This window comes from Bradyrhizobium sp. HKCCYLRH3097, assembly GCF_051167875.1.
Lineage (GTDB): Bacteria > Pseudomonadota > Alphaproteobacteria > Rhizobiales > Xanthobacteraceae > Bradyrhizobium.
In genome coordinates this window covers 187,243-212,643 of the sequence record NZ_JBNPTX010000011.1, presented here as the reverse complement: position 1 = coordinate 212,643, position 25,401 = coordinate 187,243, and the positions used below count along the sequence as shown (strand labels likewise).

19 protein-coding genes are annotated in these 25,401 nt (G+C 66.8%); 7 read left to right on the top strand and 12 right to left on the bottom strand.

The window, feature by feature from the left end; genetic code table 11:
* The first annotated feature begins 33 nt into the window (after nucleotides 1–33).
* From ACQR0U_RS24835 to ACQR0U_RS24820, 4 genes are all read left to right on the top strand, one after another.
* Nucleotides 34–549, top strand: coding sequence for a (2Fe-2S)-binding protein (locus tag ACQR0U_RS24835; RefSeq protein ID WP_434842862.1), 516 nt, complete (start codon nucleotides 34–36; stop codon nucleotides 547–549).
* Nucleotides 546–1,562: an FAD binding domain-containing protein gene (locus ACQR0U_RS24830; RefSeq protein WP_434842863.1), complete on the top strand. Its 1,017-nt coding sequence runs from the start codon at nucleotides 546–548 to the stop codon at nucleotides 1,560–1,562. Before ACQR0U_RS24835 ends, ACQR0U_RS24830 begins: the two co-directional genes overlap by 4 nt.
* Before the next feature lie 4 nt (nucleotides 1,563–1,566).
* Nucleotides 1,567–3,771, top strand: coding sequence for a xanthine dehydrogenase family protein molybdopterin-binding subunit (locus tag ACQR0U_RS24825; RefSeq protein ID WP_434842864.1), 2,205 nt, complete (start codon nucleotides 1,567–1,569; stop codon nucleotides 3,769–3,771).
* A gap of 176 nt (nucleotides 3,772–3,947) precedes the next feature.
* Entirely contained in the window at nucleotides 3,948–4,841 is an 894-nt protein-coding gene (locus tag ACQR0U_RS24820; RefSeq protein ID WP_410052383.1) for a DUF3313 domain-containing protein, read from the top strand.
* 113 nt (nucleotides 4,842–4,954) lie between these two features.
* Here the strand turns inward: ACQR0U_RS24820 and ACQR0U_RS24815 are convergent, their stop codons facing one another.
* The 4 genes from ACQR0U_RS24815 to ACQR0U_RS24800 form a co-directional block, all read right to left on the bottom strand.
* On the bottom strand, nucleotides 4,955–6,229 hold the full coding sequence (locus ACQR0U_RS24815) for a DUF2130 domain-containing protein (RefSeq protein ID WP_434842865.1): 1,275 nt from the start codon (nucleotides 6,227–6,229) through the stop codon (nucleotides 4,955–4,957).
* Between the two features lie 92 nt (nucleotides 6,230–6,321).
* Complete coding sequence (locus ACQR0U_RS24810) at nucleotides 6,322–9,399, bottom strand: efflux RND transporter permease subunit (protein ID WP_434842866.1); 3,078 nt, start codon at nucleotides 9,397–9,399, stop codon at nucleotides 6,322–6,324.
* Nucleotides 9,396–10,469 (bottom strand): efflux RND transporter periplasmic adaptor subunit, encoded by a 1,074-nt coding sequence (locus ACQR0U_RS24805; RefSeq protein WP_434872301.1) that lies wholly within the window; start codon nucleotides 10,467–10,469, stop codon nucleotides 9,396–9,398. The genes ACQR0U_RS24810 and ACQR0U_RS24805 overlap by 4 nt, the downstream gene beginning before the upstream one ends.
* Complete coding sequence (locus tag ACQR0U_RS24800; protein ID WP_315717798.1) at nucleotides 10,469–11,590, bottom strand: efflux RND transporter periplasmic adaptor subunit; 1,122 nt, start codon at nucleotides 11,588–11,590, stop codon at nucleotides 10,469–10,471. Before ACQR0U_RS24800 ends, ACQR0U_RS24805 begins: the two co-directional genes overlap by 1 nt.
* Before the next feature lie 316 nt (nucleotides 11,591–11,906).
* On the opposite strand from ACQR0U_RS24800, the gene ACQR0U_RS24795 reads away from it, so the two are divergent.
* Nucleotides 11,907–12,545, top strand: coding sequence for a TetR/AcrR family transcriptional regulator (locus ACQR0U_RS24795; RefSeq protein ID WP_316174820.1), 639 nt, complete (start codon nucleotides 11,907–11,909; stop codon nucleotides 12,543–12,545).
* A 310-nt stretch (nucleotides 12,546–12,855) separates the two neighbouring features.
* Here ACQR0U_RS24795 and ACQR0U_RS24790 read toward each other — a convergent pair whose 3' ends face one another.
* Nucleotides 12,856–13,155: a hypothetical protein gene (locus tag ACQR0U_RS24790; RefSeq protein WP_315717796.1), complete on the bottom strand. Its 300-nt coding sequence runs from the start codon at nucleotides 13,153–13,155 to the stop codon at nucleotides 12,856–12,858.
* A 432-nt stretch (nucleotides 13,156–13,587) separates the two neighbouring features.
* Nucleotides 13,588–14,772, bottom strand: a complete 1,185-nt coding sequence (locus ACQR0U_RS24785; RefSeq protein WP_315827091.1) for a urate hydroxylase PuuD — start codon at nucleotides 14,770–14,772, stop codon at nucleotides 13,588–13,590.
* A 199-nt stretch (nucleotides 14,773–14,971) separates the two neighbouring features.
* Here ACQR0U_RS24785 and ACQR0U_RS24780 point away from each other — a divergent pair, with 199 nt between their 5' ends.
* Nucleotides 14,972–15,274, top strand: a complete 303-nt coding sequence (locus ACQR0U_RS24780) for a hypothetical protein (protein ID WP_315827090.1) — start codon at nucleotides 14,972–14,974, stop codon at nucleotides 15,272–15,274.
* Nucleotides 15,275–15,297: 23 nt separating this feature from the next.
* Here the strand turns inward: ACQR0U_RS24780 and ACQR0U_RS24775 are convergent, their stop codons facing one another.
* Nucleotides 15,298–18,012: a molybdopterin-dependent oxidoreductase gene (locus ACQR0U_RS24775; protein WP_316203225.1), complete on the bottom strand. Its 2,715-nt coding sequence runs from the start codon at nucleotides 18,010–18,012 to the stop codon at nucleotides 15,298–15,300.
* On the bottom strand, nucleotides 18,009–18,833 hold the full coding sequence (locus ACQR0U_RS24770; RefSeq protein WP_315827088.1) for an FAD binding domain-containing protein: 825 nt from the start codon (nucleotides 18,831–18,833) through the stop codon (nucleotides 18,009–18,011). The genes ACQR0U_RS24775 and ACQR0U_RS24770 overlap by 4 nt, the downstream gene beginning before the upstream one ends.
* A 140-nt stretch (nucleotides 18,834–18,973) precedes the next feature.
* Between ACQR0U_RS24770 and ACQR0U_RS24765 the strand changes: the two genes are divergently transcribed.
* Nucleotides 18,974–20,320, top strand: coding sequence for an 8-oxoguanine deaminase (locus tag ACQR0U_RS24765; protein ID WP_315717791.1), 1,347 nt, complete (start codon nucleotides 18,974–18,976; stop codon nucleotides 20,318–20,320).
* Nucleotides 20,321–20,395: 75 nt separating this feature from the next.
* Here the strand turns inward: ACQR0U_RS24765 and ACQR0U_RS24760 are convergent, their stop codons facing one another.
* The 4 genes from ACQR0U_RS24760 to ACQR0U_RS24745 all read right to left on the bottom strand — a co-directional run bounded on the left by ACQR0U_RS24760 (nucleotide 20,396) and on the right by ACQR0U_RS24745 (nucleotide 25,101).
* Nucleotides 20,396–21,475: a BMP family ABC transporter substrate-binding protein gene (locus tag ACQR0U_RS24760; RefSeq protein ID WP_315827087.1), complete on the bottom strand. Its 1,080-nt coding sequence runs from the start codon at nucleotides 21,473–21,475 to the stop codon at nucleotides 20,396–20,398.
* 81 nt (nucleotides 21,476–21,556) lie between these two features.
* A complete protein-coding gene (locus ACQR0U_RS24755) occupies nucleotides 21,557–22,474 on the bottom strand; it encodes an ABC transporter permease (RefSeq protein WP_315717789.1) in 918 nt (305 codons plus the stop codon).
* Nucleotides 22,461–23,552 (bottom strand): ABC transporter permease, encoded by a 1,092-nt coding sequence (locus ACQR0U_RS24750; protein WP_315750273.1) that lies wholly within the window; start codon nucleotides 23,550–23,552, stop codon nucleotides 22,461–22,463. The genes ACQR0U_RS24755 and ACQR0U_RS24750 overlap by 14 nt, the downstream gene beginning before the upstream one ends.
* On the bottom strand, nucleotides 23,536–25,101 hold the full coding sequence (locus ACQR0U_RS24745; protein ID WP_315827086.1) for an ABC transporter ATP-binding protein: 1,566 nt from the start codon (nucleotides 25,099–25,101) through the stop codon (nucleotides 23,536–23,538). Before ACQR0U_RS24745 ends, ACQR0U_RS24750 begins: the two co-directional genes overlap by 17 nt.
* Between the last annotated feature and the right edge of the window lie 300 nt (nucleotides 25,102–25,401).

The window sequence follows — 25,401 nt, the reverse complement described above, 5'->3', positions numbered from 1 at the left end:
GGGTTGATGCGGGTCCGTCAACGGAGACCCCGCATGAGCCCGCCGCCACCGCGCCAGAGCGCCGCGTCCACCGCAAAGCCTGCCCCTCTGTCCGTCACGCTTCAGATCAATGGCCAGTCGCACACGCTGTCGGTGGCGCCCTGGACCACGCTGCTCGATCTCCTGCGCAATCATCTCGACCTCACCGGCACCAAGAAGGGCTGCGATCACGGCCAATGCGGCGCTTGCACCGTGCTGATCGACGGCCGCCGCGTGCTCTCCTGCCTGACGCTCGCGGTCATGAAAGACGGCGCCGAGATCACGACCATCGAGGGACTCGCCAAGGGTGATGAGCTGCACCCGCTGCAGCGGGCCTTCATCGATCACGACGCCTTCCAATGCGGCTATTGCACGCCGGGCCAGATCTGCTCGGCCGCCGGCCTGATCGCCGAGGGCAGGGCGAAGACGAAGGACGAGATCCGCGAGCTGATGAGCGGCAACATCTGCCGTTGCGGCGCCTATCCGAACATCGTCAGCGCCATCGAGCAGGCGATGGGAGGCAGCCGATGAACAATTTCGACTACGTGCGCGCCAGCGATGTCGCCGAGGCCGTCAGGCTGAAGGCGGCGACGCCGGAGGCCAAGTTCATCGCCGGCGGCACCAACCTGCTCGACCTGATGAAGTATCACGTCGAGCAGCCGCGTCAGCTGATCGACATCAGCCACCTGCCGCTGACGAATGTGGAGGAGACGAGCGCCGGCGGCGTCAGGATCGGCGCGCTGGTGCCAAACAGCACGCTCGCCTATCACCCCCTCATCGAGAGCCGCTATCCGCTGCTGGCGAGCGCGATCCTCGCCGGCGCCTCGGCGCAGCTGCGCAACATGGCCTCGACCGGCGGCAATCTGCTGCAGCGGACGCGCTGCGCCTACTTCTATGACGTCGCCACGCCCTGCAACAAGCGCACGCCCGGCGCCGGCTGCTCGGCGGTCGACGGTCTCAACCGCGGCCATGCCATCCTTGGCACCAGCGCCGATTGCATCGCGACCCACCCCTCCGACATGTGCGTGGCGCTCGCCGCGCTCGACGCCAAGGTGCAGGTCGCGGGCTCCTCGGGCGAGCGGGTCATCGCCCTTGCCGACTTCCATCGGCTGCCCGGCGACCGGCCGGATCTCGACAACACGCTGCGCGTCGACGAGATCATCACCGCGATCGAGCTGCCCCCGCAGGGCTTCGCCGCGAATCACAGCTATCTGAAGATCCGCGATCGCCTGTCCTACGCATTCGCGCTGGTCTCGGTCGCCGCTGCGCTCGAGCTCGACGGCGGCCGCATCGGCGAGGCGCGCCTGGCGCTCGGCGGCGTCGCCCACAAGCCGTGGCGCAATGAGGCCGCCGAAGCCGCGCTGCGCGGGCAGGCGCCGGATCCCCAGGCATTCGGCCGCGCTGCGAACATCCTGCTGAGCGATGCGAAAGCCGCCACGCACAATGCCTTCAAGATCCCGCTGGCGCGCCGCGCCGTCGTCCGCACCCTGACCCAGGCCGCGAACGCAACGCCCCAGATTCAAGCCATCAAGACCATCCGGTGATGTCATGACAGCTCGCATCGGCACAGCCACCTCCCGCATCGACGGCCGCGCCAAGGTCACCGGTGTCGCCAAATATGCCGCCGAGTTCACCGCGCCCGATCTCGCCTTCGGCGTCGTGGTCAATTCCACCATTCCGAAGGGGCGGATCGTGCGCATCGATACCGGCCGCGCCCTGGCCGTCGACGGCGTCCTCGACGTGCTGACCCACGCCAACCGGGTCAGGATGGCGGACAACGATGACGCATTTCGCGACGAGGTCGCGCCGGAGGACGGCTCGCCCTATCGTCCGCTCTATGACGACCGGGTGCATTTCAACTACCAGCCGGTGGCGCTGGTCGTCGCCGAGGACGAGGACACCGCGCGTTTCGCGGCGACGCTGGTCGCGGTAGAGTATCTGGCCGAGAGCTTCGCGACCGACCTCCATGCGCGGCGCGAGCAGGCTTTCAAGGTCGACAAGCCGCTCAAGCCGCGCGGCGACGCGACAAAGGCGCTTGCCGGCGCAGCCGTGCGTCACGATGCCGACTATGGCGTCCCGATCGAATATCACAACCCGATGGAGCTCTACGCGTCGACAGTGCTCTGGCGCGAGGGCGGCAAGCTCGTGGTCTACGACAAGACCCAGGGCGTGCAGAATGTGCAGCGCTACGTCTGCAGCGTGTTCCAGCTGAAGGAGGACGACGTCCAGGTGATGTCGCCGTTCGTCGGCGGCGCGTTCGGCTCCGGCCTGCGGCCGCAATACCAGGTGGTGCTCGCCGCCATGGCCGCGCTGAAGCTGAAGCGCGCGGTGCGCGTCGTGCTCAGCCGCGCCCAGATGTATGGCCTGTGCTATCGCCCTGCGACGATCGAGCGGCTGGCGCTCGGCGCCCGTGAGGACGGTACGCTGGCGGCGCTGACGCACGAGGCCGTTGCGATGACCTCGCAGCACGAGGCGTTCTCGCGCAACGACATCGGCTGGGGCGATGTGCTCTACACCTCCGCTACTTCGCGCGCGACGCACCGCCTCGCCAAGCTCGACGTGCCGACGCCCGGCGACATGCGCGCGCCCGGCGCCGCCAGTGGCGTCTACGGGCTGGAATGCGCGATGGACGAGCTCGCCGTCGCGCTGAAGATGGATCCTCTCGAATTGCGCCTGCGCTGCTATTCTGATCGGGATCAGGACAAGGATCTGCCGTTCTCCAGCAAGCGGCTGAAGGAGTGCTATCAGCAGGGCGCCGAGGCGTTCGGCTGGTCGAAGCGCAATCCCGAGCCGCGGTCGATGCGTGACGGCCGAGAACTCGTCGGCTGGGGCATGGCGAGTGGTGCCTGGGAGGCATTGCAGATGCCGTTCGCGACGCGGATCGTGATGACGGCGAATGGACATGTCGAGGTGGCGAGCGCGACCTCCGATATCGGCACCGGCACCTACACGATCATGGCGCAGGTCGCCGCCGACATGCTCGGCGTGCCGCTCGACAGCATCAATGTGAAGCTGGGCGACTCCACGCTGCCCAAGGCGCCGGTGGAGGGAGGTTCGTGGACCGCAGCCTCGATCTCGCATGCGATCGTCAACGCGGCCGATGATATCCGGGCGGAGCTGCTGAAGATCGCGCACACCATCCCGGGCTCGCCGTTGCAGGGGCTCACCGCCGACGAAGTGACGCTCGCCGATGGCGCCATCGTCGCCATTTCCGATCGCAGCCGGTCGTTGGCGATGTCGGACGTGATGCGTCACGGTGGCAAGGACCGCATCGAGAAGGAGCGCGGCTCGGATTTCGAGGACGACGACAAGCACGCCCACAACACCCACTCGGCGGTTTTCGCCGAAGCGAAGGTTGATGAGGAGCTCGGTGTGATCAGGGTGACGCGTATCGTCAATGCCGTCGCCGCCGGGCGCATCCTCAACACCAAGACGGCTTTGAGCCAGATCATGGGCGGGGTCGTCATGGGCATCGGCATGGCGTTGCACGAAGAAGCCCAAATCGACCAGCGGTTCGGGCGCATCATGAACGCCAACATCGCCGAGTATCACATGCCGGTGAATGCCGACGTTCACGATATCAAGGTGATCTTCGTCGACGAGGAGGATCGCATCATCAACAAGATGGGCATCAAGGGCGTCGGCGAGATCGGCATCGTCGGCGTCGCCGCGGCGATCGCCAACGCGGTCTATCACGCCACCGGAAGGCGCATACGGGATTTGCCGATCACGTTGGACAAGCTGGTGGGGTGAACCGTCTTCTCTCGGCCATAATGGCCCCGGAGCGAGCGGCGCTCGCCACACCGTCTCCCTTGTTGGTGCCGTTTCGAAACATCTCTCCATGCTTCCGCCCCACGCCGTCCGAAATCTCGGAGAAGGATGCGCCGCCCGCGAGAGGGCGATCATCGTGGGCGTGAGGCGGGAGAAGCATGGTCGAGATCGACGTCGCGGCTTTCGTGAGATCCTGTACCCCCACCACCATCCGCCTGATGATGCTGTGCGCGGCGCTCGGCCTGTCGGGCTGCGCCACGGCGCAGATGACGCAGAGCGGCGCGCTCGCATCCTACCAGTCGCTGGCGGAATCGAACGGCCTGCTCGCCAAGTCGCAGCTCAACGTCGACAAGGACAATGTGCTCGCGGCCCAGACCGTGCGTATCATGCCGACATCCTTCTCGGGCCAGGCCGGCGCGGTGCTGACGGACCAGCAGCGGCAGCTCGTCGCCAATGCCGTCGACCGCGCGCTGTGTCTCAACCTGAGCGAACGCTTCACAGTCGTGGCGCCCAATCAGAGGGCCGATCTGACGACGCGCACCTTCATCACCCAGGCGACGCCGACCGATCCGGTCGCCGCCGGTGCGTCGAAGGTCGTGTCGGCGGTGCCGGGCGCGCTCGGCGTTCCCGTTCCGGTGCCGCGGCTGCCGATCGGGCTCGGCAGTCTCACGATCGAGGCTGAGGCGCTCGACCGCAAGGGCCGGCAGCAGGCCGCAATGGTATGGGCGCGCGGCGCCAATTCGTTCACCAACTCGCCGGTGCTGTCGCAGGCCGGCGATGCCTATGATTTGGCAGGTTCGTTCAGCGCCGATTTCGGCCAGATGCTGGTGACCGGCGAGACCCCGTTCGGCAAGGTGCCGAAGCTGCCGTCGATCGAACGGATCGGCGCGGCCCTTGGCGGCAAGCCGAAGAACGCGGCGTGCGAGGCGTTCGGCAGGGATCCCGGGGTCATCGGCATGGTCGCCAACCGTCTGGGCGCACCGCCGGAATGGGTCGACAAGGGCGCTGTGCCAAGAGACGCACAGGCGAGCACGCAGATCGCGAAACAGTAGCGGCCGTATGCATCCACATGCCGCCATGGGAATGCGAGACGTGGCCGCGTCGGAAAGCATAAACGCGCTGCTGGTGCTGGCACACCTCGGATCAGGGCGGCGGCCGGTGTGCGCTACTCCGCCGCCTCGCTCTTGCCCTCGATCAGCAGCACGTCGAGGCTCTCGATCTCCTGCATCGCGCGGCCAGCGATGCCCTGCAGGTCGCCATACAGGCCCGCCGTCGAATCCAGCACGCTGCGCAGTTGCTCCTCGCGCTTGGCCCACAGCCGCATCATGGTCTTGCGCTCGCGGTCGAGATCCGACTGCATCTCGGTGAAGCGCTCGACGATGGCGTCGATGCGGTGGCGGAAGCGGGGCCCCGTGAGATAGGCGTAGACCATCTCCATCTTGGTCTGCTGGCCCTCCTGCGCGAGCTTGCTGCAGGCGACGTCGATCAGCGACTGCCGCAGTGCCAGCGACAGTGGCAGCGCGAAGCGCGGCTCGGCGACCCAGACGCCGTCGATCAGGTCGAAGCCGTCGACCCCCTTGGGCAGCGCGCTCGAGACGATCAGCGCGATGTCGGCCTTGGCGGCGCGTAGGTCGTCGCGCAGTTTCACCAGCCAGCCATCGCTCCAGTTCTTGGTGCGCTTGGATTCCCACAGGATCGCGCCGCAGGCCTGGCCACCGGGGCCGACCACGCGATGGATCACGTCGCCGCCGAACTCGCCCTTCGGAACCGGCTCGACCAGGTCGCGGGGAAAGCGCGCGCGCAGTTGTGACTCCAGCTCGATCTCCAGTGCCTCGCCCTGCAGCTGCTGCGAGCCCTGCTCGGCCTTGCGGCGAAGCTCCTCGATCTGGCGCTGCATGCCTGCGATCTGGGTCTCCTTCTCGGCGACCTTGGCCTTCAGAGACTCCTCCGCCTCGAGCCGCGCCTTGTCGCGCACCGCGACGAGATTTTCCTGCACCTTGGTCTCGATGGTGAGATCGAGCTCGCGGCGGGCCTCGTCGAGCTCACGCTGCTTGCGCATCATCTCCGCCTGCGCCTTCTGCGCATCCGCCAGCTTGGCGTCCTTGCTGACGATGGCCTCGTGCAGCTCCGCGAGCTGGCGATCGCGGTTGCCCATCTCGTCGGCCACCGCCTGTCGTGCCTTCTCGGCCTCGGCCTGCGCGATCGCAGCGCGTTCGGCCTTCAGCTTGGTGGCGATCTGCTGGTCGATCGCAGCCTTGGCCTGCGCGATCTGCTCCTGCGCGGCCTTGAGCTGCGCCTCGCGGCGGCCGAAATCGGCTTCTTTCGCCTGGAGCTGCCTCTCGAACTGCCGGCGCGTCTCCGCGATCAGGGGCGCTGCGAGCTGCTCGGTCAGCTTGATCTCGGTGCGGCAGGAGGGGCAGACGATCTGAGGATCGGTCATGATTCGCTTCCTTCCATGAAAGCCGAATCTAACCGGCCGCCGCGTGGCGTTTAACCCACGCGAACGGCTTATCCCACGCAATTATCCGCGATTCACGCCCCGTGCGGCGTGGCCGCGGACGCCGCCGTCGCGTCCGGCGCCTTGATGCGGAACCAGGCGACGTACAGCGCCGGCAGGAACAGCAAGGTCAGCACGGTGCCGACGATGATGCCGCCCATCATCGCATAGGCCATCGGACCCCAGAACACTTCGCGCGCGATCGGGATCAGCGCCAGCGAGGCCGCGGCCGCCGTCAGCATGATCGGCCGCATGCGGTGCTCGGTCGCCTCCATCACGGCCTCCCACGGCGGCCGTCCTTCTTCGCGCAGATGCTCGATCTGCACGATCAGGATCACCGAGTTTCTGATCAGGATGCCGATCAGCGCGAGCACGCCGAGGATGGCGACGAAGCCGAGCGGCGCGCCGCTCGGCAGCAGTGCTGCGACGACGCCGATCAAGGCCAGCGGGGCCACCGCGAACACCAGGAACAGCCGCTGGAAGCTCTGCAGTTGCAGCATCAGGATGGTGGCCATGGTGAACAGCATGATCGGGACGACCGCGATGATCGGCGCCTGGCTCTTGGCGCTCTCCTCGACGCTGCCGCCGGTGACGACCTTGTAGCCGGCCGGAAGTCTGGCGTCGAAGGCCGTGATCGCCGGCTTGAGCTGATCGACCACCGTGTTCGGCTGCACCTGATCGATCACGCTGGCCTTCAAGGTCAGCGTCGGCTGGCGCGAGCGGCGCCAGATCTCCGGCTGCTCGATCTGGTAGCGCAAGGTCGCGAGCGCCGCGAGCGGGATCGACTGGCCGTTGGATCCGGAGAGCTGCAGGTCGCGCAAGGTCTCCAGCGACTGCCGTTCCTTGGCCTGGGCGCGGCCGCGTACGTCGATCAGATAGATGTCGTCGCGCACCTGGGTGATCGAGGTGCCGTCGAGCACGCTGTTCAGCGCATTCGCGATGTCCTCCGAGGTGACGCCGAGCTGGCGCGCCTTGTCCTGCAGCACGTCGACCTTCACGACGCGCGCCGGCTCCATCCAGTCGAAGATGACCGCCCCGAGATGGCTGTTGCCGCGCAGGACGCCGGCCAATTCCTGCGCGATCTCGCGCACTTTGGCGACATCGGGCCCGCTGACGCGATACTGCACCGGGCGGCCGACCGGCGGGCCGATGTCGAGCAGATGCACATAGGCGTCGGTGCCGGGGAACGTCTTGGTCAGATAGGCCTGCAGCTTGGCGCGGGCACGGTCGCGCGCCTCGAGGCTCTTGGTCACGATGATGATCTGGCCGAACGACACGTCGGCCGGCTGCACGTCGAACGACAGCACGAAGCGCTGGGCGCCGGAGCCGACATAGGTCGACCAATGGTCGATGTCGGGATCGCCCTTCAGCGCCTCCTTCTCGAACTGCGCCATCTGCGTGTTGGTCTCGGCGATCGAGGAGTTCTGCGGCAGGTTGAAGTCGATGACGAGCTCATTGCGGTCAGAGGAGGGGAAGAACTGCTGTTGCACGAAGCGCATGCCGAACACCGACAGCCCGAAGATCAGGACCGTGGCGACGATCGTGGTCCAGCGGTTCCGCATGCAGGCATTGAGCATGGCGCGGAAGATCCGGGTCAGCCGGCCGCCCTCGGCATGGTGACTCGGCAAGGTCGCGGGCAGGATGGTGACGCCGAGCAGCGGCGCGAACAGCACGGCCACGATCCAGGACACGACCAGCGACACCGCGATCACGACGAACAGCGTGAAGGTGAACTCGCCGGCGGCGCTGTTGTTGAGGCCGATCGGGATGAAGCCGGCGACCGTGACCAGCGTGCCCGTCAGCATGGGGAAGGCGGTCGAGGTGTAGACGTAGGTTGCGGCCTTGCGCAAGGAGTCGCCGACCTCGAGCCGCGCCACCATCATCTCGACCGCGATCATGGCGTCGTCGACCAAGAGGCCGAGCGCGATGATCAGCGCGCCCAGCGAGATGCGCTGCAGCGAGATGCCGGTGTAGGCCATGAACAGGAAGGTGATGGCGAGCACCAGCGGGATCGAGATCGCGACCACGAGGCCGGCGCGGACGCCGAGGCTGACGAAGCTGATCGCGAGCACGATGATCACGGCCTCATACAGCGCCTTGGTGAAGCCGCCGACGGCTTCCTCGACGATCTTGGGCTGGTCCGAGACGAGATGCACGCCGACGCCGACCGGCAGGTCGGCGATGACCTTGGTCATCTCCTCCTTCAGCGCCTCGCCGAAGTCGAGCAGATTGGCGCCGGCCTTCATGCCGATGGCAAGTCCGATCGCCGGCTGGCCGTTGAAGCGGAACAGCGACGTCGGCGGGTCCTCATAGCCGCGGGTGATGGTGGCGACGTCGGTGAGCGGGAAGAAGCGGTCGTTGATGCGCAGGTTGATCGCCTTGAGGCTCTCCTCGGAGGTGAACTGGCCGGAGACGCGTACGGCGACGCGCTCGGGGCCGGCCTGCAGCACGCCGGACGGCGACACCGCATTCTGCGCCTGGAGCGCCGTCAGAATGGTGCGCTGGTCGATGCCGAGCGCGGCCACCTTGCGCGGCGAGAATTCGAGATAGATCACCTCGTTCTGCGCGCCGACGATGTCGACGCGGCCGACATTGGGCACGGTCAGCACGTTGGCGCGAACCTCCTCGACGCGGTCGCGCAGCTGACGCTGGCTGAGGCCGTCGCTGGTGAAGGCGTAGATGTTGCCGAACACGTCACCGAAGCGGTCGTTGAATCCCGGCCCGACGACGCCGGACGGGAAGTCGCCCCTGATGTCGTTGATCAGGTTGCGCACCTGCAGCCAGGTCGGGACGACGTCGCGTGCCTTGGTGGTGTCGCGCAGATTGACGAATACGGTGGTCTGGCCGGGCACCGTCAGGCTCTTGGTGTAGTCGAGCGCCGGCAGCTCCTCCAGCTTCTTCTCGATGCGGTCGGTGACCTGGCGCGTCATCTCCTCGGCGGAGGCGCCGGGCCATTTGGCCTGGATCAGCATCGTCTTGATCGTGAAGGACGGATCCTCCTCGCGTCCCAGATGCACGTAGGAGAAGAGGCCCGCAGCCATGAAGGCGATCATGAAATACCAGACGAGCGAGCGGTGCTCGAGCGCCCAGTCGGAGAGGTTGAAGGACTTCACGGCTGAGATTCCTGATCGATGCGGACGGACTGGCCATCCTTGAGACTGTGCACGCCGGCGGTGACGACGCGCTGCCCGGCTTCGAGGCCGCCGGTGACGCGGACGCTGCCGTCCTCGTTGCGGGCGATCGTGATTTCCTGTCGCTTCACCGTCTTGCTGGTAGCGTCGACCAGCCAGACGAAGCTCTTGTCGTTCTGCTCGAGCACAGCCGAGCGCGGCAGCCGGATGACGGTCTTCTGCTCGATATCGAGCGAGGCGGTCACCGTGGTGCCGAGCCGCATGATCTCGGGCGGATTGTCGAGCGTGATGCGGATGCGGCGCGTGCGCGTGGTGGCGTCGGCGCGCGGCGCGATCTCGCGCACCTTGCCGGCGGCGCTGACGCTGGGATCGACCTGTAGCCGCACGGTGAACGGCGTGCCGGCCTGCAAGGCCCCGGCGATGTCGTCGCCGACATCGATGACGGCTTCGCGGATGTCGGGCCGCGCGACGGTGACGACGCTCACGCCCGGCGAGACGACCTGTCCGACTTCCGCGCCGACCGCGGTGACGATGCCGGCGAAATCCGCCTTGAGCTGGGCGTAGCCGAGCTGCTCACGCGCCTTGGCGAGATTGGACTGCGCCTTGACGACGGAGGCCTGAGCGGCTGCGCGCGACTGCTCGGCGCTCTCCAAGGTCGCCTTGGTGGTGGCGTCGGTTTCCAGCAAGGTCCGCTGCCGGCCCTCGGTGCCGGTCGCATTGGTCAGTTGTGCCTGGCTGCGCGAGACCTCGGCGGCCGAGGCACGCACGGCGAGCTCGAGCGCGGCGGGATCGATCGCCGCGACGACCTGGTCCTGCTTGACCATGTCGCCGATATAGACGGGCCGTGCGATCAGCCGTCCGAGCACGCGGAAACTGAGATCGGCCTTGTAGCGCGGCTCGATCGTGCCGGTGACGGCCGCCCCGTTGCCCGCCTGCGGCTCGATCTTCATCGACAGCACCGGCCGGACCGGCTCGGGAGCGGCGGCCTTTTCGTTGCAGCCGGCGAGCAGAGCGAGCGCGCCGAGCGGAAGAACACAACGCATGGGCGTCATCACGACCGCTTCTCCTCGTTGAATACGATCTGTTGGCCGACGCTGAGCAGCTTGCCGCCATCGGTCACGACGCGGTCACCCGGTTGCAGCCCGGCCGACACCACGATCGCGCCGGTCTCGTAGTCCTCGATCGTGATCGGCTTCAGCGACACGGTCTTGTCGGCGGCATCGACCAGCCACACCGCCGGTTTCTTGCCGGCCGCGGTGAGCGCGCTCCAGGGCAGCACAATGCGTTGCTCCGGCTTGATGAAGCCGGTGACGCTGACGGCGCTGCCGAGGATCATCTCGGGCGGCGGATTTTCGATTGCCATCTTGACACGGACGGTCCCGGATTTGGGATCGATGGTCGGCGAGACTTCGCGCACTTGACCCTTGGCCGTCACCGAGGGATCCGAGAGCAGCGCAATCGCGGCCTTGGTGCCGTCGAACTTCAACGACAGCGCCGCCTCGTAGACGTCGACCACGGCATCGCGATCGCCGTCACGCGCGAGCGTGAACACGGACTGCGCCGCCTGTGCCACCTGGCCGACCTCGATATTGCGCGCGGTGATCGTGCCGTCGGCGTCGGCGCGCAACTCGGTGAAGGTCAGCGCGTCCTTGGCGGTGTCGCGCTGGGCCTTGGCGGATTCCAGCGAGCCTTCCGCCGTCCGCAGCGTCTCCTGGGCCTGGTCGAAGGTCGCGCGCGTCGTGAAGCCGCTGGAGAGCAGCGTCTGCTGCCGATTGAAGTTGGAGGTCGCGACCTTCACCTGCGACTCCGCGGCGGTCACGGCGGCCTCGGCGGAATCCAGGTCGGCCTGCTGCTCGGCCGGATCGATCCTGGCGAGCAACTGTCCGGCCTTGACGTGCGCGCCGACCTCGACGAGCCGCTCCGTGACGCGGCCGCTGACCCTGAACGACAGGTCGGCGAGCACGCGCGCCTGGACGTCGCCGGTCAGCGTGATCGATTGCCGGCGCTCCGACAGCTTGACGACCTCGGTTCGCACCAGCCGGGACGGCGGTGCGGTTGCGGCCGTTTTCTGCTCGCAGCCGGCCAGCAGCAGGCCGACGGCAGCACAGCCGGCCGCGGCCAGCAGGCGTGAGCCCGGCGCCCGAAGGAAGGGGAATCCTGTGATTGGAGACATGGTCGTATCTTCGGCCCGGTTGGGTGGTGGCGATCATTCCCGTCCTGCCGCGCAAGCACGCAAGGACAGGAAAGCGCCTGTTGGTCGTCAGCAGCGCCGCAGAATCCGCGCAGCCGCCCGCCGTTGCAGGCAAGGTTCACGCGAAAGTTGAACACCATCCTCTTGACAGTACGTGAATTAGACAATCAAATCTAGAATATTTCGTCTAGTAACATTCTCGTGGCGGTTTCGAATTCCCCCCGTGTGGGTTGCCGGGCGCTCCCGTTGGGACATCGGCCATCGCTGCCGCCGCGGTGAGCCAAGGCATGACGCGAACGTGCGACGCAAAGCTGCGACTGACCTGAATGACCCCGCGCGCACGACATCACGTGCGCCGCGCCAGGCGCGGGGCCGTGAGCGGCGCGAGCAGCTGCTCGACGCCGCAGCCGCCATCATCGCCGAGTCCGGGATTGGTGCCGTCAGCATGCATGCCGCGGCCCAGCGCGCCGGCGCCTCGATCGGCTCGGTCTATCATTTCTTCCGTGACAAGGATCAGATGCTGGATGCGCTCGCCGAACGTCACGATGCCGAGCTGCAGCCGGCATTCGATCGCGTGCTGCAGCGGAGCGATGCGGAATGGGCAGCGTTGGCGCCCGCCGAGGTCATCGAGCAACTGATCGGCTGGGCGATCCGCTACTTCGTCCGCAATCCCGATGCGCTGGCGACGCTCGATCTGCACGACCAGACCGTGCATGCCGAGTTCAGGGCCGTCATCGACCGCGTCATGCGCGCCAGGCTTGGCGACGAACTGGGCAAACAGGCGGCCACTACGCTCGATGCCGTCGTGCTCGGCACCCTGCTGTTCACGCGCGAGCAGGATCCGCGCAGTCGCGACATCGTGGTCGCCGCGTTGCCGGAGATGATGGCTACCTATCTGAACGCTCTCGAGGCGAAGCGGAAGCGGACGAAGGCATGAGGTACAGGCGGCGTATCGATGCGATCAGGGCAGCTATTTGAACGGCCACGCGCTGCTCTTCCGATGCATCGCCACTGTGCGCGGCGTCGCCGTGTCCGCGATCGGCTGGGCCGGAAGGACGATCTGGTCGTCGACGTTCCAACGGTCGAGCTCGTAGCGCCATTTGCCATTCTCCGATGTGCGATAATCGCAGTCCTTCAGCGCGCGATCGCGAGACGGTGGATCGATGACCGTAGACGTCGTTCGGCGCTGGCGACGATGCTGACGATCAGGCGGAACGACGAGGCCGGCGCGGACGTACGCATCCCGCTCATCGCACGGGGCCCGCCGGCGACGGCGTGTCGACATGATCCATCGTCGTCATCGACACCGGCTGCGGCTCGTCGATGAGAGCGGAGCGATCGCGACGACGTGCCAGACGCCGCTCGCTGCTCCGGTCGCGCCTGATGGCGATCCCTTCGACCAGCCGGGCCACGACGCCGACCACGGCAAAGCTCAAGAGCAGCGAGATGCACAGCAGCCCCAGATAGAGCTTCAGCACCGAGCTTGCGAAGCAGGCAAGCGCGATGAGCGCGACAATGGCCAGCCGGCCTTTGACGGAGATCGACATGATGGGGCGTTTCGCTGGTAGCTGATTGTGGGCGCCACTCTAACGCCATGTTTTCTGCCGCCAAGCCGCGTCCCAATGGGTGGTAAATTTTGCCGCAAGGTCATGACGACAATCGGATGTGCTCCAGCTCAATCGTCGTCGCACGCGTCGCAGTTCAACTCCGCGTTGCGAAGATCCGGTTGTCCTTGTGCCGGCTTCTCGCATTCGTCGTGGGGAACCGAAGCGAGCATCCATCGTCGCCGGGGTCCGGTCTTCCCTGCGCCCTCTCGTTACGATGAGGGCCGAGATATCGCACGATCCGGGCGCATCGCGTCGCGGCAACGCGAAGCCGCGTCATCTCTCCGAGTAACGGATCAAATGCGTTTCTGCGCATCAGTACCCGACGAGACCGGCTGTTTGAGATGGCCAGCAAGACGATCGGCAGACGTGCTGCTACTGCGCGCTGGCCCACGCCGCAAGCACGGCGCGCTCCTCGCCGGTGATCTCGGTGATGTTGCCGGGCGGCATCGCGTTGGACCAGGCGGCGTTGCGCGCGATCAGCCGCGCATTGCGCTGGATGTGCTCGGCGGTGTCGAGCCGCACGCCCCGGGGCGCGCTGACGATGCCGTCCCACACCGGCTCGGCGGCATGGCACATGCTGCAGCGGGAGGTCACGATCTCCTCGACCTGCGCGAAACTCGGCGGGGCGCTCAGGGCCGTCTTGGCGTCGCGGGGACCCGCTGCGGACAGCAGCAGGATGCCGATCATGCCCGCGGCTGCGACGCCCCACACCCACCATGGCGATGGATTGCCCTTGTGACGCTCGTTGAAGAAGTGGCGGATGACCGGCCCGAGCGCGAGCACGATGGCGACGATCACCCAATTGTAGCGGGTGCCGAACAAGAGCGGATAGTGATTGCTGATCATCAGCACCACCACCGGCAGGGTCAGATAGTTGTTGTGGACCGAGCGCTCCTTGCCGGCCTTGCCAAGCTTGGGATCCGGCGCCTCGCCGGCGAGCAGCGCGGCGACGATCTTCTTCTGGTTGGGGATGATCACCGCGAACACGTTGGCGACCATGATGGTGCCGATGATGGCGCCGATCTGGTTGAAGGCGCCGCGGCCGCTCAGCACGTGGGTGAAGGCGTAGGTGAGCGCGACGAGGAAGATGTAGCCGCCGATCGCGAATGGCAGCTCGTGCCGGGCAAGGCCGCTGCGGCAGGCGGCCTCGTAGAGCAGCCACGCCAGCGCCAGCGAGCCGAAGCTGAACAGGCCGGCCTGAAGGGGCGTGAGATCGAGGATCGACTTGTCCACCAGGAACAGGTCGGCGTTGAGATAGTACACCACGATCATCAGCACGAAGCCGGACAGCCAAGTGGTGTAGGCCTCCCATTTGAACCAGGTCAGCTCGCTCGGCATCTGCGCCGGGGCCACCAGATATTTAACGATGTGGTAGAAGCCGCCGCCATGCACCTGCCAGGCCTCGCCCATCACGCCGGTCGGCAGGCCCTCGCGCGGCCTCAGGCCGAGGTCGAGCGCAATGAAGTAGAACGAGCTGCCGATCCAGGCGACGGCGGCGATCACGTGCAGCCAGCGGAAGATCAGGCTCAGCCATTCCGATATGATCGAAGCCCACATCGTGCGCTCATCTCCTTCGACAGGGCAAGTCCAGAGCCGAGTGCCGGCGTCTCATCTGTGGCATCGATCGCATCTGATTTCCAGCGCGTCGCTGTGGCAGTCAGTGCACAACAGATTAGCTGTCATGCGCGCGTGATGCGGTGGACTCCGGCGGCGCGATTGCGTTCAATGTGGCGGTCTGACAAGCGGGACGGGCGGAATGACGAGACTGGTTCTGATCATGCTGGTGCTGGGACAGTTCGCTAGTGTGCCTCTGGCGGCGGCGCAGACCGCACCCAAGCAGAGCACGGCCAAGCGCGCCGATGCCTGCGCGCCGATCGGACGAACCGAGGACGGCAAGCTGGTCTATGCGATGAAATGCGAGAGCATCCCCAAGCCGGTCGCTCCCGCCGCCCCGCCACAGGCGGCCGCCCAGCGGTCGGAGCCGGCTGCGGAAGCGGAGCCCGAGACCCAGCGGAGCGGCGTGTTCGGTTGGTCGTACGATCGCCGGCCCAAGCCATAGCGCAGCCGTTTCCCCAGACCGGCTCATTCGCCGAATTTCTCCTGCAACTGCGGAAGCAGCCGGTCCGGCTTGAACGGCACGGCCGCGAAGCGGATGCCGGTCGCAGCGCGCAGCGCGTTGCCGAGCGCGGCGGCGACCGGATTATAGGGGCTCTCGCTCATCGACTTCGCCCCCAATGGGCCGATCGTGTCGTGGGTGTCGGCAAACAGCACCTCGGTGCGCGGCACGTCGGCATAGGACGGCAGGTGATAGTCGCGGAAGCGCGGATTGATCACGCGGCCCATGTCGTCGATCACGATCTCCTCGTACAGCGCGGCACCGAGCGCTTGGGCCACGCCGCCCTCGACCTGGCCCCGGCACTGCATCGGATTGGCGACCCGGCCGGCATCCGCGGCCTGCACGCTCTTGAGGATCCTGATCTCGCCGGTCCCCTTGTTCACAGCGACGCGAAAGCCCTGGACGTTGAACGCGACCGAGCGCGGCGTGCCCTGCGAACTGCCGCTCGCGGTGAGCGGCGATCCGCTGGCGTTCGCGAGCTCGGCGAAAGCGAGACGGTGTGCGCCGCAGGTGATTGCATCATCGGCGATCACGCAGGCGCCGGGAGCGACGTTCCACCTGTCGGCAGCGAACCGCTTGATCGTCTCGGCCAGCGCCTCGGCCGCAGCCTGGGTCGCGCGTCCCGCGACGAAGGTGCCTGTCGAGCCATAGGCGCCGGTGTCGTGGCCGCCATGCGCCGTGTCGGACTGCTTCAGCGTGATGCGATCGACGGTGGTGCCGAGCACGGTCGCGGCGATCTGGCGATGGACGGTGCTGGTGCCGTTGCCGAATTCGGCGGTGCCGACGGTGAGCACGAAGCCGCCGTCGTCGCGCAGGCTGACGGTGGCATCGGCGATATGTCCATCGGGCGGCACGGTGTCGATCATCGTCAGCGCGATGCCATCGCCCTTCAGCCACTCGGCCGCCAGCTCCGGCGTCGGCGTGGCCTCGGCCATCGCGCGCTCGACCAGATCGAGGCACTGGTCGAGCCCGTAGGAGCCGTACAGCACGTCGCTGTGCCCGGATGCCGGCGGCGCCAGCATGGCATCGCCCGGCCTGACGATGTTGCGGCGTCGCATCTCGAAAGCGTCGATGCCGAGCTGCCGCGCGAGCTCGTCGATCGCGGCTTCGACCGCGAACGTGGTTTGCGGCAGGCCGTAGCCCCGATAGGCGCCGGCCGGCACCGTGTTGGTGTAGACGGCGAGGCCGTCGACCTTCTTGTTGGGACAATTGTAGACCGAGATCGACTCGGCGCAGGCATGGAACAGCACGGGCCCGGCATGATTGCCGTAGGCGCCGGTGTTGGAAAGAACATCGAGCTGCAGCGCGGTCAGCTTGCCATCCTTGTCGGCGCCGGCCTTGACCGTGACGCGCATCGGATGCCGCGTCGAGGTCGCGATGAACTGCTCCTCTCTGGTGAATTCGAGCTTCACGGGGCGCTTTGTCTTCAGCGCGGCGAGCGCGAGGATGTCCTCGACGAACATCTCCTGCTTGCCGCCGAAGCCGCCGCCGACGCGCTCGCAGAACACGCGGACATTATCGGGCGCGAGGTCGAAGATCTCGCACAGCGCCCGTTTCGTCAGGAACGGCACCTGCGTGCTGGAACGGACGGTGAGTACGCCCTTCTCGTCAAGCCAAGCGAGACCGCCGTGCGTTTCCAGCGCCGCATGCTGCACGCGCTGGGTGGTGAAGGTGCCTTCATAGGTCGCGGCGGCGGACGCGAGCGCGGCGGCGACGTCGCCGAACTCGCCATGGGTCTCGGCGACGATGTTGCGGGCGACGTCCGCGATGCGATGCGCGCTGCCACGGCCGGCGTGAATGACCGGCGCGCCGGGCTCGATCGCGTCAGCGGGATCGACCACGGCAGGCAGGATCTCGTAGTCGACGACGAGACGCCGACAGGCCTCTTCGGCCGCTGCTTCGGTCTCGGCGACGACGGCCGCGACCTTCTGGCCGATGAAGCGCACGACGTCGTCGAGCACGCGGGTGTCCGCCGGATCCATCCAGGCCTGCTCATGGCGCGCGGTGGAGAACAGCGTCGCCGGCGCATCCTCATGCGTCAGCACGGCGTGCACGCCCGGCACCGCCAGCGCAGCCCTCTTGTCGATGCCGGCGATGCGCGCATGCGCGTGCGGCGAGCGCGCGAGCTTGACGTGCAGCAGGCCTTCGACCGTCGTGTCGAAGGTGTAGCGCGCCCGGCCGCGTACGACGTCGGGGCCGGCGGGGGCGGGCAGGCTGCGTCCGAAGGCTTCGCCGGCTGTGACCTGCTCGACATGAACGTGGCCGAGCAGCGCGTCCTCGATGGCGCGATAGCCGGTGCAGCGGCACAGATTGCCCTTCAGCGCCGCGCCGAGATCCTTCTTCTGCGCCTGGTTCAACGAGGCGCAGGTGACGATCATGCCGGCGGTGCAGAAGCCGCATTGGAACGCCTGCGCATCGAGGAAGGCCTGCTGCATCGGATGCAGGCCGTCATCGGTCGCGAGGCCTTCGACAGTCGTGACCGCCTTGCCATCGGCACGAAAGGCAGGGATCAGGCAGCTATGCACCGGTTCGCCGTCGAGCAGCACAGTGCAGGCACCGCAATCGCCGGCGTCGCAGCCCTTCTTGACGCCGAAATGGCCGGTGTCGCGCAGAAAGGTCCGCAGGCATTGCCCGGGGCGCGGGGCAGCATCGACCTCCTTGCCATCCACGATCACGCTCATGGCCTGAAGCCCGCGAACTCGGCGCGGATCTCCTCGGCGAGGCGCAGAGTCATCGCCTTGCGCCAGGCGGGCTTGCCATGAACATCATCATGATACGACGCGTCTGGGATGCTGCCGAGAATGCCGGCGCGCAATTCGGTTGGGTCGGGCATCGTGGCGAAGCGCAGCTGCTGCGGCTTGATCGTCGATCCGGTTACCGTGAGCAGCAGGTCGCCGCTGCGGCCCGAGGTGCCGATCAGCAGCGCGCCGGAGCGTCCGACCGGTGTGAGGGCGATCTGGCGGAAGGCAGCGCGGCGCTTGAGCGCGGCCAGCGGAACGTCGATCTGGCGCAGCAGATCTCCAGGCGCGAGCACGTTGCTGTTGTTTCCGGTGACGAAGTCGGTGACCTGGATGCGCTGCTCGCTGCCGTCGTTCTTCCAGATCGTGCAGACGCCCTCGAGCGCGGCGAGCAGCGAGATCATCGGCCCGGCCGGCAGCGACATGCAGAGATTGCCGCCCACGGTCGCCGTCTTCCAGATCTTGAACGAAGCGAGGAACGCGCGGCAGCATCGATCGATCAGCGGCGCCGCGATCCACTCGGCCGGGCAGGGCAGCGCGTCCAGATCGGCGACGCTGCAGGTCGCGGCGATGCACAGGCCCTGATCGCTGATGCTGAGAGACGGCCAGGCGAGATCGCTGAGATCGATCAGCCGCGACAGGCGCGGCTGCGGTTCCGAGAAAAGCCACGTGCCGCCGGCCAGCCAGGCATCGCCTGCCTGCCAGCTGGGCAGCTCGGCCCGCGTCCTCGGGCGCACGACCGCCGTGATGGTGTTCAGATCCATGGTGAAGCCAGCTCGTGGGCGCAGCCTATCGCGGGTGGAATCCTTGCAAGACCAGCGCCAACTGGCAATAGGATGACGCTGGCCTTCCGCTTGCAAGTTACCGGCACATGCAAACGCCCAATCACCGAGACGAGACAGCCATGAGCACGACGCCGATCTGGATCAAGGACCCGCTCGCCATTCTCGCCGAGGGTGCTGCGCGCGGTGTCGTCGTGAAGGACGGCCGCATCGCCGAGCTGGTGCCTGCCGGGGCCGAGCCGGCCACCGCTGATGCGGCGATCTATGATGCCAGCGGGCATGTCGTGATCCCCGGGCTGATCAACACCCATCATCACTTCTACCAGACGCTGACGCGCGCGCTGCCGGCCGCGATGGACCGCGAGCTGTTCCCCTGGCTGAAGGCGCTCTATCCGATCTGGGCGAAGCTGACGCCGGAGGCACTGGATGCGGCGGTCACGGTTGCGATGGCCGAGCTGATGCTGTCCGGCTGCACGACGACGACCGATCATCACTACGTGTTTCCGGCCGGCCTCGAGGACGCGGTCGGCATCGAGGTGGCGGCGGCGAAGCGGCTGGGCATTCGAGTGCTATTGACCCGCGGCTCGATGAACCTGTCCGAGCGCGACGGCGGATTGCCGCCGGACAGTGTGGTGCAGGACGAGGATACGATCCTCGCCGACAGCGAGCGCGTGGTCGCGACCTATCACGAGCGCGGGCCGGATGCGATGGTGCAGATCGCGCTGGCGCCGTGCTCGCCGTTTTCGGTCACGGGATCGCTGATGCAGAAGACGGCCGATCTCGCCGACAAGCTCGACGTGCGGCTGCATACCCATCTCGCGGAGACCGAGGACGAGAACCGCTTCTGCGAGGCGATGTTCGGCTGCCGTCCGCTCGACTATCTGGAGAAGCATGGCTGGCTCGGACCGCGAACCTGGCTGGCGCACGGCATCTTCTTCAATGCCGAGGAGATGAAACGGCTCGGCAAGGCCAAGACCGCGATCACTCACTGCGCCTGCTCGAACCAGTTGCTCGCATCCGGCTGCTGCCCGGTGTGCGAGATGGAGGAGGCGGGCGTCGGGATCGGCCTCGGCGTCGACGGCTCGGCGTCGAACGACGGCTCAAACCTGATGCAGGAGGTGCGTGCCGCGTTCCTGCTGCAGCGGGCGCGCTACGGCGTTGGCCGGATCAGCCACAAGGATGCGCTGCGCTGGGCAACCAAGGGCTCGGCCGCCTGCGTCGGCCGGCCGGAGCTCGGCGAGATCGCGGTGGGCAAGGCCGCCGACCTCGCACTGTTCAAACTCGACGAGCTGCGCTTCTCGGGTTCAGGGGATCCGATCGCCGCGCTGGTGCTGTGCGGCGCGCATCGCGCCGACCGCGTGATGGTCGGCGGCCGCTGGACCGTGATCGACGGCGCCATTCCGGGACTGGACGTCGGCGGGCTGATCGATCGGCACAGCGCGGCCGCCAAGGCCATGCGGGGAGGGTGAAGCGCGCAGCGTTGGAAAATATCCGCTCGAGAACTCCCCCCGACGTGTGGGGGGAGTTCTTGCCGGGTGCTGCGTCTACTTGCCCGGCACCTTGTCGTCGACGCCCTTGACGTAGAAGTTCATGCCGAGGATCTGGCCGTCGGCGAGATGGTCGCCGCCCTTGCACTCGATCTCCTTGCCGTCCTGGCCGAGCACCGGGCACTTGAACGGGTGCAGCTTGCCGGCGGTGATCGCGGCCTGGGTCTCCTCGGCCAGCTTCTTCACGTCATCGGGCATGTTGGTATAGGGCGCCATCTCGAACATCTTGGAATCGAGGCCGCCCCAGGTGTCCTCCGACTTCCAGGTGCCGTCGAGCTCGGCCTTGACGCGCGCGATGTAGTAGGGGCCCCAGGTGTCGAGGATCGAGGTGAGCTGCGCCTTGGGGCCGAACTTGATCATTTCGGAGTCCTGGCCGAAGGCGAGCTTGCCGCGCTCGGCTGCGATCTGCATGGCAGCCGGGCTGTCGGTGTGCTGCATGATGATGTCGGCGCCCTGGTCGATCAGTGCCTTGGCGGCGTCGGCTTCCTTGCCCGGGTCGAACCAGGTGTTGGCCCAGATGATCTTGACCTTGATGTTCGGATTGACCGTCTGCGCGCCGATGATGGTGGCGTTGATGCCCGAAATGACCTCCGGGATCGGGAACGAGCCGATATAGCCGAGCACGCCGGCCTTCGACATCGTGCCGGCGATGATGCCCTGGATGTAGCGGCCCTGATACCAGCGCGCCGAATAGGTCGACATGTTCTTGTCGCGCTTGTAGCCCGTGGCGTGCTCGAAATGCACGTTGGGATACTTCTTGGCGACCTTCAGGGTCGGATCCATGTAGCCGAACGAGGTCGTGAAGATCAGCTTGTTGCCGGCGCGGACCAACTGCTCGATGGCGCGCTCGGCGTCCGGGCCTTCCGGTACGTTCTCCAGATAGGTCGTCTCGATCTTGTCACCGAGCTCCTTCACCAACGCCTGGCGCGCGAGCTCATGCTGATAGGTCCAGCCGAGGTCACCGATCGGCCCGAGATAGATGAAGCCGACCTTCAGCTTGTCGGCGGCGTGCGCCACGCCGGCGACGCTTCCCGCCAGCACCAGCGCGGCGGCAGCCCCCAGAAGCCTTTTCATCATCGTCCATGCCTCCAAACAATCCGGGGAAAACCTCGTGAGCCAGAGCGCAGCGCCCCATCGCTGGCGCTCCGGATGATTGGTTCAGCGATCCGGCACGAACACCGTCCCCAGCGCTGCCGGCGCGGTGGAGCCGCCGGTGCGGGCGCGCGACAGCAGCACCAGGACGATCACGGTGGCGAGGTACGGCAGCGCCGACATGAACTGCGAGGGGATGCCGACGCCGGCGCCCTGCGCATGCAGCTGCAGGATCGTCACCGCACCGAACAGGTAGGCGCCGATGACAAGGCGGCCCGGTCGCCAGGATGCGAACACGACCAGCGCCAGCGCGATCCAGCCGCGCCCCGCGGTCATGCCGGGGATGAAGAACGGCGTATAAGCCAGCGGCAGATAGGCGCCGGCGAGCCCGGCGCAGCCGCCGCCGAATAGCACCGCGAGCAAACGGATGCGCAGCACGGGATAGCCGAGCGCGTGGGCGGAGACATGGTTGTCGCCGCAGGCGCGCAGCACCAGGCCGGCACGGGTGCGGTACAGGAACCACCAGACGGCGATGATCAAGACGAGCGACAGATAGACGAACGCATCCTCGCCGAACGCGATACGGCCGACCAGCGGGATGTCGCTGAGGCCGGGAATGGAAAGGTGCGGCGCGGTGCTGATGCGTTCGCCGACAAAGCGCGCGCCGATCAGGCCGGACAGACCGGTGCCGAGAATGGTCAGCGCGAGGCCCGTCGCCACCTGGTTCACGGCGAGGCCGAGGGTCATGAACGCGAAGATCAGCGACATCAGCATGCCGGCGACGATGCCGCACAGCGCGCCGACGATGATCGAGCCGGACAGCCAGGCCCCGCCGAAGCCGCAGGCCGCGCCGACGATCATCATGCCCTCGACGCCGAGGTTGAGGACGCCCGAGCGCTCGGTGACCAGCTCGCCGGTGGCCGCCAGCAGCAGCGGCGTCGATGCGGCGAGCACCGACAGGATGATTGCTTCAACCAGCACCACTTTGCACCTGCCGCGCGGCGAAGACGAGCTTGAAACGGTAGAGGATGAGCGAGTCGCAGGCGAGCACGTAGAACAGCAGGATGCCCTGGAACACCTTGGTCACATCGAGCGGAATCTTCATCGTGATCTGGGCCTGCTCGCCGCCAATGAACGTCAATGCGAGAAAAAGCCCTGCAATGAATATTCCAACCGGATTGAGCCGTCCGAGGAAGGCCACGATGATCGCGGTGAAGCCATAGCCCGGCGAGATGCCAGGCTGCAGATGTCCGATGGGTCCCGCCACCTCGATGATCCCTGCGAGACCGGCCAATGCGCCCGACACGGCGAACGTCAGAAGGATGAGCTGGTTCGCATTGAAGCCGCCGAACCGTGCCGCACGCGGCGCCACGCCCACGACTCGGATCTCGAACCCCTTGATGGTGCGCTCGAGCAGCACGAAGGCGCCGGCAACGACAATCAGTGCGATGATGCTGCCGAGATGCAGGCGTCCGCCCTCGATCAGCACCGGCACGGTGGCGACCGGATCGAACTCCGCCGTGGTGGGGAAGTTGAAGCCGGCGGGATCGCGCCAGGGGCCGCGAACGAGATAGTCGAGCAGGAGATCGGCGACATAGACCAGCATCAGGCTGATGAGGATCTCGCTGGCGCCGAACTTGACGCGGCACAGCGCCGGGATCAGCGCATAGAGCGCGCCGGCTGCGGCGCCTGCGACCAGCATCGCCGGCAGCACCCAGTGTCCCGCTTCGGTGCCTTGCGTCTTCACCGCGATCCAGCTGCCGGCAACGGCCCCGATCAGGAACTGGCCCTCGGCACCGATGTTCCAGGCGTTGGCGAGGTAGCACAGCGACAAGCCGATCGCGATCATGACCAGCGGCGTGGCCTTCACCGCGATCTCCTGCAGAGAATAGCCGTCGGTGAGCGGCGCGATGAAGTAGACGCCGAGCGCGGTGATCGGGTTCTTGCCGAGCACGGCGAACAGCACGCTCATGGTCACCAGCGTCAGTCCGATCGCGATCAGCGGCGAAACCAGCGCGATGGTGCGCGAACGCTCGGCGCGCTTCTCAAGCACGAGCTGCATGCGCCGCCTCCTTCTCGAGGCTGGCGCCACCCATCAACAGGCCGAGCCTTTCCCGCGTCGCCTCCGCGCGTGGCAGCGCCTCCGACAAGTGTCCGTGAAACATCACCGCGATGCGGTCGGCGATCTCGATCAGTTCGTCGAGGTCCTGGCTGGTGACGAGGACGGCAGCGCCCGCGCTGGCGAGATCGATCAGCGCCTGGCGGATGATCGCGGCGGCACCTGCGTCGACGCCCCAGGTCGGCTGGTTGACGACCAGCACAGCCGGCGTGCGCAGGATCTCGCGGCCGACGACGAACTTCTGCAGATTGCCGCCGGACAGGCTCGCCGCTTCCGGATCGCGCTTGGCCTTGCGGACATCGAACGTCTCGGTCGTCAGATCGACCGTCCGCAATGTCGCTGCGGCGTTGATGAAGCCGTGCCGGACCATGTCGCCCGCGGCGTGTCCGGTCAGTAGCGCATTCTCGGACAACCTCATCCGCGGCGCGGTGCCATGCCCCAGCCGCTCCTCCGGCACGAACGCCGCGCCCATCTTGCGGCGCTCGGTGATCGAGAGATTGCCGCAGGCGAGGCCGTCGATGATGATCGCGCTGGGCTCTTTGACGAGGCGTTCGCCGGACAACGCAGCAAACAGCTCGTCCTGGCCGTTGCCGGCGACACCGGCGATGCCGAGGATCTCGCCGCCCTTCAGCTCGAAGGAAACGTTCTTGAGGCCCACGCCATGCAGCTCGCTGGGGGCGAGGGTGAGATCATTGACGACCAGACGCGGCACGGTGGTGCGCCGCTCGGCCGGCGGCTTCACGTCCTTGATCTCGGTCCCCACCATCATGCGCGCCAGCGAGGCAGCCGTCTCCAGCTTCGGATTGCAGGTCGCGACCTTCCTGCCGCCGCGCAGGATGGTGGCAGTGTCGCACAGCCGCTTCACCTCTTCGAGCTTGTGGCTGATGTAGAGGATGGCGCGGCCTTCTGCTTTCAGTCGCTCGAGCACGACGAACAACTGGTCGGCCTCCTGCGGCGTCAACACGGCGGTGGGCTCGTCCAGGATGAGGAATTTCGGATTCTGCATGAGCGCGCGCACGATCTCGATGCGCTGCCGCTCGCCCACCGACAATTGCCAGACTTCGCGCTTCGGATCGAGCGGCAGTCCGTAGTCGCGCGCGACGTCCGCGAGCCGCGCCGACATGGCCTTGAGTGGCTCCTTGCCATCGAGCCCGAGCGCCACGTTCTCAGCCACCGTGAGGTTGTCGAACAGGGAGAAATGCTGAAATACCATGCCGATGCCGAGGGATCGCGCTTCCGCGGGACCGGACAGCGTGATGGGCACACCCTGCCAGCGCAGCTCACCGGCGCTCGGCTGCACCAGTCCGTAGATAGTCTTCACCAGCGTCGACTTCCCGGCGCCGTTCTCGCCGAGCAAGGCGTGAATCTCGCGTGGCCGGATCTCGATGTCGATCTTGTCGTTGGCAACGAAGTCGCCATAGCGCTTGGTCAATCCGATCGTCTGCAGGAGCGGAGGCGTAGGGTTCGGATCGGCCGGCGCGGGGTCAGGCATTTGCTGCGTCATGGGGCAGGGGAATGAAGCTGCCTCAATTGTGATCTAATTTGCCGCGGCGCGTAAGAGGCGAAAAGCGCCATCGTCTGCCCAACTCTTGTCCAAGCGTCCATCGCGCCGCGTTCGGCGAATGCAGTGCGCCAGCGGTTGCAGGCATCACGTCCCGCAATCGGTCGAGCGGAGCGAACGATAAAGTTCTGTGGCAGTTTTGAGACACCGGCCGGAAATCGATCCGCCCGCAGCACGTTGCCCGTTGGATGAGCAGCGTCATCCCATGCGCGTCCAGGGGCGCGCTTGCGC